Source organism: Roseovarius tolerans (assembly GCF_900109855.1).
Taxonomy (GTDB): Bacteria; Pseudomonadota; Alphaproteobacteria; order Rhodobacterales; family Rhodobacteraceae; genus Roseovarius; species Roseovarius tolerans.
Map to the genome: position 1 here is coordinate 150,785 of NZ_FOBO01000007.1, position 10,183 is coordinate 160,967.

Below are 10,183 nucleotides of genomic sequence, written 5' to 3' on the forward strand. Positions count from 1 at the left end.
CTCACTATTGCAAATTGCCGTTGTGATTGCGACTCTATTCTCGGTCTGTTCTTGTTTTGGCGGGGTGACCTGGCGTCAGGCGGGGGCGATCAGGATGGCGCGAAAATCGTTCACATTGGTCAGGGTCGGGCCGGGAACGACCTGATCGTCAAGCGCCGCAAAGAAGCTGTGCGCGTCGTTGCGGTCAAGGGCGTGCTGCGGGTCGGCGCCGCATTTCGCGGCGCGGGCGAGCGTGCCCGGGTGGATCACGGCACCGGCCACCTCGGCCGCGCCGTCGACGCCGTCGGTATCGCAGGCGATGGCGTGAATGCCCGGTGCGCCATCCAAGGCAAGCGCCAGTGCGAGCGCGTATTCGGCATTGGGACCGCCCACGCCATCGCCGCGCCGGGTCACCGTCAATTCCCCTCCCGAAAGCAGCAGCACGGGGGCCGCACCCGGTTTGAGCGTGGCCTGAACGGCGCGCGCTTCGGCGGCGTGGTCGCGCGCCACCTCGCGGGCTTCGCCTTCCAGCGCGTCGCCGAGGCTGCGGACCTCGATGCCTTCGGCGCGGGCGATTTCGGCGGCGGCCTCGAGCGATTGGGCGGGGGCGGCGTAGATCACGTTCTCGACCTTTGACAGGCGCGCATCACCCGGGGCGATCACGCCGGTTTTCGCGTCCAGCACCGCCTGCGCGGAGGCGGGCAGGTCGATGCCATAGGCCGCCACGATGGCCCGCGCGTCTTCGGGTGTCGAGGCCTCGCCCACGGTGGGGCCGGAGCCGATCATCGCGGGGTCATCGCCGGGCACGTCCGAGATCATCAGCGCCAGCATCCGGGCCGGATAGGCGGCGGCGGCCAGTTGCCCGCCTTTCACGCGGCTGAGATGTTTGCGCAGCAGGTTCATCTTGCCGATGGGTGCGCCCGAGGCGAGCAGGGCGGCGTTGACGGCCTGTTTCTCTGTCAGGGTCATCGTGCCTGCGGGCTGCACCAGCAGCGACGAGGCCCCGCCGGAAATGAGCGCCAGTACCATGTCGGCCTCGCCCAAGCCCGCCACCAGATCGAGCATACGTGCGGTGGCCTGCATGCCTGACGTGTCGGGCACCGGGTGCGCGGCCTCGACGATCTCGATGCCGGTGCAGGGCCGGCCGTAGCCGTAGCGCGTGATCACCAGCCCTTCGCAGGGGCCGTAGACGGCCTCGACCGCCTCGGCCATGCGCGCGCTGGCCTTGCCCGCGCCGATCACCACCAGCCGCCCCTCGGGGCGGGGTGGCAGATGCACGGCGAGACTTTGCATCGGGTCGGCCACGGCCACGGCGCGCTCGAACATCGCGCGCAGGAGGGGCAGGGGATCGGTCATCGGCGTGGTCCTTTGGTGGGATGCGGTCGGGCGCACATTAGGCAGCGGCCCGGTTCCGTGCAACCGGATGTGGGGCGGGTGTCAGCGGCCCGCCGAACGGCGCGGCATCGGCACCGCGTGCAGCATTGGCCCGGTGAGCACCGCGAGCGCCTCGTCGCGCATCAGCCCCCCGGTAAAGGCGGCGTCATCGCTCCAGAGGCCGCCGGTATAGGTGCCGTAGGCGGGCAGAATCACCCGGTCGCTGTCGATCAGGAAGGCCGGGCGGCTGAGGCTGCGGCCGCGCAGGGCAAGCCGCGCCTTGGGGTGGTAATGGCCCGAGATCTCACCCGATTGCCGGGCCCGGGCGATGTGGCGAAAGACCAGCGGGGGACTGGGCAATTCGGCCATATGCGCCCCGCCCAGATCCACCGGTCCGGGATCGTGATTGCCCTCGATCCAGACCCATCGACGTCCGGCCTGCAACTTAGCGATCCACAGCTTTTCGGCGTCGGGCAGGGCGTGGGCCGCGGCGGCATCGTCGAAACTGTCGCCCAGGCAAATCACCGTGGCCGCCCCGGTGCGGCGCAGGTCCTCTTCCAGTCGCGTGAGGGTATCGCGCGTCTCGTAGGGGGGCAGGGGTGGTTCGCCCAGACGCGCGCGGCGCTCGGATTTGCCAAGATGCAGGTCCGACACGCAGAGCAGGTTGCGCGCCTCCCAATAGAGCGCGCCCGAGGGCAGGGCCGTAAGCGCAGCGCCCGCAAGGGTAAAACTGTAACCGTCCATGCTGCATTGGTGGCCTGTGCCGTGACGAATGGCAAGGCCGGTCATTGCGCCGGACCGACCTATGCCAGCCCTGCCGCCTGCATGAGCCGCGCGCTTTCCTCGGCCAGAAGCCGTTCCTGTGCCGCGCCCTCGACCGGGGTGCGACCGGCCTCGAGGAAGAGGGGGGCGGCAAGCGGGCTCACGCGCGTGAGGCGGCGCAGGGTGATGCGGCCGTTGATGCGGTGCAGCATCTCTTCGATGCGACCGAAATCGACCAGCCCGCGCATCGCCTCGGCCTTGGTGATGTCGAGCAGGAGGTGGTCGGGGTCGTATTTGACCAGCGTGTCATAGAGGATATCAGACGACATCGTGGTTTGCCGCCCGTTCTTGCGCGCCTGCGGGCTGTTGCGCTGGATCAGCCCTGCGATGGTGGCCGAGGCGCGGAAGGTGCGTTTCATCACTGCGTTGCCCATCAGCCAGCTTTCAAGCCCGTCGCGCAGGGCGTCGCGCGCGAAGATCGGGGCGGCGTCGGTCAACGGCTCCAGCCCCCAGATCAGCGTGGCGTAATCGGTCGAGACGAAGCCCAGGGGGGCAAGCCCCTCTTCCTCCATCCGCTTGGTGACCAGCAGGCCCAGCGTCTGCATCGCGTTGCGCCCGGCAAAGCCGTAGATGCAGACATGCTCGCGCCCGTCATGCGGAAAGCTCTCGATCAGGAGGCGGCCCGCCTGGGGCATGTCCGACAGGCGGCGCTGCAACTCCAGCCAGGCGCGGATATGGGCGGGCAGGTCGGGCCAGTCGGGTTGATTGAGGATCGCGAGAATGCGTTCGGAGAGTTGCGTTGAGGTGGCGAATTTGGTGCCCATGAAGGTGGCGATTTTCGGCGTGCGCCCGGGATCGCGGCTGACTTCGACGACCATCTCGCGGAGGGATTCGAAGCGCACGATCTGCCCGCCGATCAGGAAAGTGTCGCCGGGGCTGAGGGTGGCGGCAAAGCCTTCCTCGATCTCGCCAAGGGGTTTGCCGCCGCGTGCCCGGCGCATCCGCACCTTGAGCGTGTCGGTGTCCTGGATCGTGCCGATATTCATCCGGATGAGGCGCGGGCTGCGCGGGTCGCGCAACTGCCACAGGCCGTCGGGGCGCTGCTTCAGCCGCTGCCATTGGTCATAGGCCCTGAGCGCATAGCCGCCCGTGGCGCAAAACTCGAGGCAGGCGTCGAATTCATCGCGGGTGAGCGTGGCATAGGCCCCGGCGGAGGCGACCTCGGCATATAGATCATCCGCGTGGAACGGTCCGGCGCAGGCGCGGATGAGGATATGTTGGCAGAGCACGTCACGCGGGCCCGGCCCGCGCGCCTCACCATCCAGATCGCGATCCTTGACGGCCTGTAGCGCGGCCAGACATTCCACCACCTCGAACCGGTTGGCTGGCACCAGAAGCGCCTTGGAGGGGGCGTTATAGCGGTGATTGGCCCGCCCGATTCGCTGCACGAGGCGTTTGACGTTCTTCGGCGCGCCGACCTGAATGACCAGATCGACATCGCCCCAGTCGAGCCCCAGATCGAGGCTGCCGGTGCAGACCACGGCGCGCAACTCGCCGCGCACCATTGCACCCTCGACCCGTTCGCGCTGCGCGCGGTCGAGGCTGCCGTGATGGATGCCGATGGGCAGCGCGTCCTCATTGGCGAGCCAGAGGTTGTGAAAGAAGATCTCGGCCTGGGCGCGGGTGTTGTGGAAAATCAGCGTGGTCTTGTGGCGGCGTACCTGATCGAGCACGGCGGGGATTGCATAGGCGGCCCCGCCGCCGGACCACGGCGGCGCCTCGGCCGTCTCCAGCATGGCGATATCGGGGTCGGGACCGGGATCGGCGTGCCGGATGTCGCAGGGATGGTCGCAATGCGCCATGAAGTGGGCGAGTGCGGGCGGGTCTTCGACCGTCGCCGAGAGGCCGACGCGGCGCATGTCGGGGCAGAGCGCTTGCAGGCGTGAGAGCGCCAGCATTAATTGATCGCCGCGCTTTGATTCGGCCAAGGCGTGCACCTCGTCCACCACGACGCGTTTCAGCCCGGCAAAGATGCGCGGGGCGTCCTCATAGGAGGTCAGGAGCGCAAGGCTTTCGGGGGTGGTGAGCAGGATATGCGGCGGGTCGGCGCGTTGGCGACGCTTGGCATGCGATGAGGTGTCGCCGGTGCGGTCCTCGATGCGGATGGCGAGGCCCATTTCCTCGACCGGGCGCGTGAGATTGCGCCGGATATCCGCCGCCAGCGCCTTTAATGGCGAGATATAGAGCGTGTGCAGCCCGGCGTGATCGCCCTGCGCCAGATCGGCCAGCGTCGGCAGGAAGCCTGCCAGCGTCTTGCCGCCGCCGGTGGGCGCAATGAGCAGCGTTGCGGGGGCCTGCGCCCGCGCCAGCATTTCGGCCTGATGCGGGTGCAACTGCCAGCCGCGGGCGGCGAACCAATGATCGAGGGGGGCGGGCAGGTTGGACATGCCGGGCAATCTAGGCGCGGAGCAGCGCAAAGCAAAGCGGCAGGGCGGGTCGGGCACAAGTTCGCGTCAGACAACAAAAAACGGCGACACCAGGGAGGAGGAGAGGTGCCGCCGTTTCCTGTACGTCCGGCCCCAGGGAGGAGGAGGGGGGCCTTTCGCAAACTTTCGGGATCAGGTGATCCCTATGTCCGGTCCCGAGCTTCAGGGAGGAGGAGAGAAGCCCGTTACCGTAGCAGATGCATCAGGGAGGAGGAGAGATGCATCCGATTCTGTTGTTACGGCCGATGGCCGTAGACCGCATCGTGGGCGACGCGCTTGATTTCGCTGCGATGCATGCCCAGATCGACCAAATCGCGCGCGGTCAGGTCTTGCAGTTCGCGCAGCGTGCGGCGATACATGCGGTAATCGGCAAGCCGCTGCACCGCAGCATAAACTGCAGCACTCAGGTCTTCGCCGAGAATGTGCAGAGCCGAGCGGCGCATGTGGATCGTGGTTGGCATCGTTCGTATCCTTGCGGACGTATTCGTTTGATCAGGCGACCCGGTTCGTTTCGCCTTTGTTGAGTTCAAAATAACTCGTTTCTGCATCTGCACAATACCCCGGTTAAGCAATGCTGCTATGCAGCAAATGCATATGAAAAAGGTGACGTAAGGTTAGGCAATCTCTGGATTTTTTGGTCAATTCGGGGATGAATGGTGCCAGTGGATGAGAGAGTGCTCTCTTTGAGGGCAGGTGCGCTGAAGGAGTGTGCAGAATGAACACGCGCGAAAGTGAAAGACGGCGAATGGTCGGAATGCGCTGTGCCGATGTCGGCAACCCGGTCGAGGCGGTCGCTGCGCCGCTGGTGAGAGAATCAGTATCTGGGAATATCGCATGAGCCCGCATGACATGGTGCTTACGCGCGTCGGTTTGCGGTTTCAGGGGCGGTGCTATCCCTGCACGATCGGGCGTGGCGGTCTTGCCATGGACAAGCGCGAGGGGGACGGGGCGACGCCGCGCGGTGCGCATCGCATCGTCGGGATGCTCTACCGTCCCGACCGCATGGCGCGGCCCGCCGATTGGGCGCTGCCGATCCGCCCGGGCGATCTGTGGTCGGACGACCCCGGTGACGAGGATTACAACCTCATGGTGCGCGCGCCTTATGGGCATAGCCACGAGGCGTTGCGCCGGGGCGATCCGCTCTACGATTTGGTGATTGTGACCGACTGGAACTGGCCAAGGGCCGAGCGTGGGCGCGGATCATGCATCTTTATCCATCGCTGGCGCAGGCCGGGGTATCCGACGGCGGGGTGCATCGGGCTGCGGCCCGATCACCTGCGACGGATCGCGGCGGCGATCCGCTATGAGACACGGCTGATCGTGAGGTGAGTGCGGGGTAGAGGGGTGGCTTGAAGCTGCCGTTGAAGTTCAGCCCCAATGCGCGGAATCAAGGTGCCGCAGGCACCGCCGCGCAGCGCCCGACCGCCCCCTCGGGCGGGCGCTTTTGCAACCTTTCAATCCATTGAAAACGCGGGAGTGTCTGGCGGGCATAAAGTGCGGTCCACCGAGGTTGCTGCGCCCACCCGGCGGTCGGGCACCGCGCGGCTCATCTTTGAAACCGCCAAGGTCAGCTCCCGGCCAGAAAGGTCCCCATGCCCTCGTGCCGATAACGGCGCGCTACCCGTAATCACGTTCTCCGAAGATGGCCGAGCCGACGCGCACATGCGTCGCGCCAAGCGCGATCGCCTGCTCGAAATCGCCGCTCATGCCCATCGACAGCCCCTCGAGCCCGTTGCGCGCTGCCATCTTGGCCAACAGGGCGAAATGCAGGCTTGGCTCTTCGTCGACAGGGGGAATGCACATCAGCCCGCGCAGGGGCAGGTCGAGCGTGCGGCATTCGGCCACGAATGCATCCGTATCGGCAGGCAGGATACCCGCCTTCTGCGGTTCTTCGCCGGTGTTGACCTGAATGAAAAGGTCAGGGCACGCCCCGATCTCCTGTGCCAGACGTGCCAGCGTGTTGGCCAGTTTCGGGCGGTCGACCGTGTGGATCGCTTGAAAGAGGTCCATCGCCTGTCGCGCCTTGTTGGTCTGCAAGGGCCCGATCAGATGCAGGCTGATTCCCTCGAATTGCTCGCGAAAGTCCGGCCATTTGCCCGCCGCCTCCTGCACGCGGTTCTCACCGAAGATCCGATGGCCGTCGCGCAGCACCGCCTCGACCCGTTCATTGGGCTGGACCTTGGAGACGGCGATCAGGTCCACGCTTTCGGGCGCGCGCCCGGCGTCCTCGGCGGCTTTGCGCAGCCGTGCCTCGATCTCTTGCAGCCCCATGATGACCCTCCCGGCGGATGACGTGCGCAGTGCATGCCACAGTGCGCCCCCCGCGCACAAGTGTGCGGATCGGCGCAAACGGCTTGCCCATGCCGCCACGCTTGGATAGTAGGGGTGGAAACAATCTCGGACGGTGCCATGACCCATTCGCGTATCAAACTGGCCGCTGCAGCCGCCGCAGCCCTTGCAATTCTGGGCGGCTGCAGCGCGTTTCAGAACGCCAAGCTAGACCCTGATGCAACGCGCGTGAAAAGTGGCCGCGAGGCCCGGCCCTCCGCCGAGCAAGGCTCGATTCTCGATGCGTTCCGCGGCGCCAAGGACACTACCAAGGTCAACCGCTTCTTGTGGACCGCCTCGCTGCAGGTGCTCGACTTCCTGCCGGTCGAGGCTGCTGATCCCTTTACCGGCGTGATCAGCACGGGCTACGGCACGCCGCCGGGTGGCGGTCAGGCGTATCGCGCGACGATCCTGATCAGCGATCCGGCACTTGATGCGCGGTCGCTCAACGTGGCCCTGCAATCGCGCCGCGGGCCGGTCGATGCCGCGACTGAGCGCGCGGTCGAGGATGCCATTCTCAACCGTGCACGGCAGTTGCGCATTCAGGCAGCCCGGTTCTGATCTCCAAGGGCGGCGTCACGCCGCTCTTGCAAGGATTGCCGGATGATCTGCACCGACGAGTTGACGAAGAGCGCGGCCATCAGCCCGGCCACGATCAGGTCGGGCCAGCCCGAGGCCGTTCCCCAGACCCCGAGGGCGGCCAGCATCACGGCCACGTTGCCGATGGCATCGTTGCGCGAACACAGCCAGACCGAGCGCACATTGGCATCGCCATCCTTGTAGGCCATCAGCAAGAGCACGCTCGCCAGGTTGGCGCCAAGCGCCAGAAACCCGATCAGCCCCATGATCTCGGCCTCGGGCACGCCCGTATAGAGCACGCGGTAGAGCGTGGTGCCCAGAACCCAGAGCCCCATTGCCATCAGGCTCATCCCCTTGACCAGCGCCGCCGTTGCGCGCACCCGAAGCGACATGCCGATCACGGCCAGCGACAGGCCATAGGTCAGCGCATCGCCCAGAAAATCGAGCGCATCGGCCTTGAGTGCCTGGGATTGCGCGGCCTGACCCGCGCTCATCTCGACCGCGAACATCGCCGCGTTGATCGCGATGACCAGCCAGAGCCGCCGCTTATAGGCGTCCGACACGCCGTCGAACCGCGCATCGTGGTCACAACATCCCGCCATTCCGGGCCTCCTTTGCATCTTGCCTGAGGGACATGTAATCTCTCTAGCGACTATAGCTTCAAGAGGAGGCATGATGTTTTTCTCGATTGGCGATCTCGCGCGGCGGACCGGCGTCAAGGTGCCCACCATCCGCTACTACGAGGCGCGCGGGCTGCTTGATGCGCCGTTGCGCAGTGCGGGCAATCAGCGGCGCTATGGGCAGGCGGAGCTGGAGCGGCTGCGCTTCATCCGCCATGCCCGCGATCTGGGATTCTCGCTCGGGGCGATCTCGTCGCTGATCGAGTTGCAGGAGCACCCGGATCGCGGCTGCGAGACCGCGACGCGGATCGCGCAGGATCAGCTCGAGGCCGTCCGTCAGAAGATTGGCCGGTTGCGCGCGCTGGAGGCCGAGCTGGAGCGGATCACGGCGGGCTGCACGGGCACAGGGGTCTCGCGCGAATGCTACGTGCTGGCGTCGCTCGCCGATCACGAGTTGTGCGACCACGATCACGCGCCGATGGATGGGTGAAATGCCACCCTTGCGGGAATGGATTGGTGTGGTGGTAAGGGGGGCAGCGGAACATGAGCGTGGGTGATGGGGCGTGGTTGGCCTGAGGCGGACATAGCACCCCACTAGAAGGTGCCGCGCGATCGCAGGGCCGGGGACTGGCGACTCAACGGTTGGTGCGGCGATCAGTTGAAATCGCCGCCCAAACCTCCCCTCGACCACAGCCCCCGGACGCAGGTGCTGCAAAGGCCGTGACGGGCGACCGCCTTACATGTCGCCTGCCGCCACCTCATGCACCCAGGCCACCTGACGCGGCAGGCAGGTGGTTTGCAGATCATAGCGCGCGCGGATCAGATCGCGGGCCGCCACCCCCAGGCGTCGCCGCGCGGCCGCGTCGTCCAGCAGCGCGCAGACCTCGCCCACCAGTGCCGCGCCGTCGAAGAAATCCACCAGCCGCCCGGTCTCATCCTCGGTGATGACCTCGCGCACCGGCTCGGTATCGCCCGCCACGATGGCCGCGCCGCAGCTCATCGCCTCCATCAGCGACCAGCTGAGCACGAAAGGGTAGGTGAGGTAGACATGCACGCGGCTCAGCTGCAACAGCCGCAGAAAGCGGTCATAGGGGATGCGCCCCAGAAAATGCACGCGCGCCCAGTCGGTGTCGGGTATCTGCCCGCGCACCTCGTCGATGAAGATCTGTTTCCAGGTCTGTCCCTTGGGCGGGCGGGCACCGTAGCTCACCTCGTCGCCGCCGACGATGAGCACGCGGGCGCGGGGCCGCTCGCGCAGGAGGTGCGGCAGCGCGCGCATGAAGATGTGATAGCCGCGATAGGGCTCGAGGTTGCGGTTGACGAAGGTGATCACCTCGTCGTCGCGGCTGAGCGTGCCTGCGCCCTCCACCTCGAGCCGGACATCGGGCAGAGGGCAGGCGGTGAGCGTGTCGATGCCGTCATGGCTGACGGTGATGCGGTCGCGGAAGGGCTGCGGAAAGGTATCGGCCTGAAACCGGGTCGGGCTGATCCCGGCATGGCCCTGATCGAAATGCAGGTGGTTGTTGAGGTTCTTCATACGGATGCGCAGGGCCTCGGTCTCGGGCGTCTTGCTGGCGAATTCCGGGTCGAAGTTCAGATGTGGCCAGCCCGCGAGGTGATAGAGTTCGCAATAGAGCCCCATGCGCGCCTCGGGCCAGACATCGCGCATGAACAGCGATTCGCCCCAGCCGGGATGTGCGAGGATGAGATCGGGCACATAGCCCTTGTCGCGCAGCTGCCGTGCGGCGTGATAACACGCCTCGCCGCGCGTTACCTTGGTGTCGAGATCGACCAGCCAGGGGTGCAGCTTTTGCCCCTCGCGCTTGGGCAGGGTGTAGGGGACCACGCGCACCCCTTGCCAGGTCGTGGCCTCCTTGACCCGCAGCGTCAGCGCCACGCAGTGATGCCCCTGCCGGGCCAGAAGCGGCGCCAGATGCTTGTACTGGCCTGGGAAGTTCTGATGGATGAAAAGGATTTTCACGGATATGCCTGTCTGGTGCCCCTCAAGTGCTTATAGTCGTGCCGGGCCAGCGCCGCAAAGCCCCGCATTTTTGC

Annotated in this window: 11 protein-coding genes; 4 read left to right on the forward strand and 7 right to left on the reverse strand. The window is 66.3% G+C overall.

Features of this window, described 5'->3' with window-relative positions:
- Positions 1-75: 75 nt before the first annotated feature.
- From BMX04_RS09125 to BMX04_RS09140, 4 genes are all read right to left on the reverse strand, one after another.
- On the reverse strand, positions 76-1,335 hold the full coding sequence (locus BMX04_RS09125; RefSeq protein ID WP_074785942.1) for a glycerate kinase type-2 family protein: 1,260 nt from the start codon (positions 1,333-1,335) through the stop codon (positions 76-78).
- A gap of 81 nt (positions 1,336-1,416) precedes the next feature.
- Positions 1,417-2,097: a ligase-associated DNA damage response endonuclease PdeM gene (pdeM, locus tag BMX04_RS09130; protein ID WP_074785943.1), complete on the reverse strand. Its 681-nt coding sequence runs from the start codon at positions 2,095-2,097 to the stop codon at positions 1,417-1,419.
- A gap of 59 nt (positions 2,098-2,156) precedes the next feature.
- Complete coding sequence (locus BMX04_RS09135) at positions 2,157-4,562, reverse strand: ligase-associated DNA damage response DEXH box helicase (RefSeq protein ID WP_074785944.1); 2,406 nt, start codon at positions 4,560-4,562, stop codon at positions 2,157-2,159.
- 275 nt (positions 4,563-4,837) lie between these two features.
- Positions 4,838-5,062 (reverse strand): DUF1127 domain-containing protein, encoded by a 225-nt coding sequence (locus BMX04_RS09140; RefSeq protein WP_083398138.1) that lies wholly within the window; start codon positions 5,060-5,062, stop codon positions 4,838-4,840.
- A 254-nt stretch (positions 5,063-5,316) separates the two neighbouring features.
- On the opposite strand from BMX04_RS09140, the gene BMX04_RS19755 reads away from it, so the two are divergent.
- Both BMX04_RS19755 and BMX04_RS09145 read left to right on the forward strand, forming a co-directional pair.
- Complete coding sequence (locus BMX04_RS19755) at positions 5,317-5,439, forward strand: hypothetical protein (RefSeq protein ID WP_276325615.1); 123 nt, start codon at positions 5,317-5,319, stop codon at positions 5,437-5,439.
- Positions 5,436-5,930 (forward strand): L,D-transpeptidase family protein, encoded by a 495-nt coding sequence (locus BMX04_RS09145; RefSeq protein ID WP_074785945.1) that lies wholly within the window; start codon positions 5,436-5,438, stop codon positions 5,928-5,930. Before BMX04_RS19755 ends, BMX04_RS09145 begins: the two co-directional genes overlap by 4 nt.
- A 288-nt stretch (positions 5,931-6,218) precedes the next feature.
- On the opposite strand, the gene BMX04_RS09150 is transcribed toward BMX04_RS09145, so the two are convergent.
- Positions 6,219-6,872, reverse strand: coding sequence for a YggS family pyridoxal phosphate-dependent enzyme (locus tag BMX04_RS09150; protein ID WP_074785946.1), 654 nt, complete (start codon positions 6,870-6,872; stop codon positions 6,219-6,221).
- Between the two features lie 138 nt (positions 6,873-7,010).
- On the opposite strand from BMX04_RS09150, the gene BMX04_RS09155 reads away from it, so the two are divergent.
- Entirely contained in the window at positions 7,011-7,490 is a 480-nt protein-coding gene (locus BMX04_RS09155) for a DUF3576 domain-containing protein (RefSeq protein ID WP_175477343.1), read from the forward strand.
- Here the strand turns inward: BMX04_RS09155 and BMX04_RS09160 are convergent.
- The gene (locus tag BMX04_RS09160; protein WP_074785948.1) at positions 7,472-8,110 is read right to left on the reverse strand and encodes a cation efflux transmembrane domain-containing protein; all 639 of its coding nucleotides are present in this window, start codon (positions 8,108-8,110) and stop codon (positions 7,472-7,474) included. The genes BMX04_RS09155 and BMX04_RS09160 overlap by 19 nt on opposite strands.
- Before the next feature lie 73 nt (positions 8,111-8,183).
- Here BMX04_RS09160 and BMX04_RS09165 point away from each other — a divergent pair, with 73 nt between their 5' ends.
- Positions 8,184-8,618: a MerR family transcriptional regulator gene (locus tag BMX04_RS09165; protein ID WP_074785981.1), complete on the forward strand. Its 435-nt coding sequence runs from the start codon at positions 8,184-8,186 to the stop codon at positions 8,616-8,618.
- A 246-nt stretch (positions 8,619-8,864) separates the two neighbouring features.
- On the opposite strand, the gene BMX04_RS09170 is transcribed toward BMX04_RS09165, so the two are convergent.
- Positions 8,865-10,109 carry a glycosyltransferase gene (locus tag BMX04_RS09170; protein WP_074785949.1) on the reverse strand — a complete coding sequence of 415 codons (1,245 nt, stop codon included), beginning with the start codon at positions 10,107-10,109 and terminating at the stop codon, positions 8,865-8,867.
- Between the last annotated feature and the right edge of the window lie 74 nt (positions 10,110-10,183).